Source organism: Streptomyces sp. YS-3 (assembly GCF_045257485.1).
Taxonomy (GTDB): domain Bacteria; phylum Actinomycetota; class Actinomycetes; order Streptomycetales; family Streptomycetaceae; genus Streptomyces.
The window spans coordinates 1-698 of sequence record NZ_JBJHPC010001157.1 but is presented as its reverse complement, the minus strand read 5'-3'; the positions used below and the strand labels follow the sequence as shown (position 1 = coordinate 698).

General features: G+C 73.6%; 1 protein-coding gene. It reads left to right on the top strand.

Features of this window, described 5'->3' with window-relative positions; all coding sequences use genetic code 11:
- Positions 1-10: 10 nt before the first annotated feature.
- Positions 11-697 carry a TetR/AcrR family transcriptional regulator gene (locus ACJA3G_RS38070; protein WP_406557558.1) on the top strand — a complete coding sequence of 229 codons (687 nt, stop codon included), beginning with the start codon at positions 11-13 and terminating at the stop codon, positions 695-697.
- The last annotated feature ends 1 nt before the right edge of the window (position 698 follow it).

Below are 698 nucleotides of genomic sequence, written 5' to 3'. Positions count from 1 at the left end.
CCCCCCGTCCATCTCCCCGTCCGCTCCCAAGCGCGTCACCGGCCGCCGCGCCCGTACCCGTAGGCGGCTGCTCGACTCCGCGCTGGAGGTGTTCGCCGAGGAGGGGTTCGGCCGGTCCACCGTCGAGCAGGTCTGTGAGCGCGCCGGATACACGCGGGGCGCCTTCTACTCGAACTTCACCTCCCTCGACGAGCTGTTCCTCGCCATGTGGGAGGAGCGCTCGGAACGGCTGCTCACGGACCTGCGGGGCGCCCTGGCCGAGGTGTCGGCGGCGGCGCCCGAGGACGCCGTGCGGGCCGCGCTGCGGGCCATCCCGGTCGACGACGCCTGGTACCGCGTGACCGCCGAGTTCACCGCGCATGCCCTGCGCAATCCCGCCCTGCGACGGGTGATGGCCGCACGGGAGCAGGCGATCCAGGACGCGGTGCTGCCGGTGGTCGTGGCCGCGCTCGGGCGCGCGGGGCGCCGGGTGACCGACGAGGACGCGCTCGGGCAGGCGCTCGTCGCGGTCCACGACGGCACCGCCGTACAGGTCCTGCTCGACCCCGCGAGCGAGGCCGTCCGCGCCCGCCGCGAGGCGCTCTTCCTGCACGTCCTGCACGCCTACAGCACCGAGAGCACTGGAAGTACCGGAAGCACCGGAAGCACCGAGAGCAACCGAAGCACCGAGAGCCCCGAGAACACCGCCACCCCGTAAC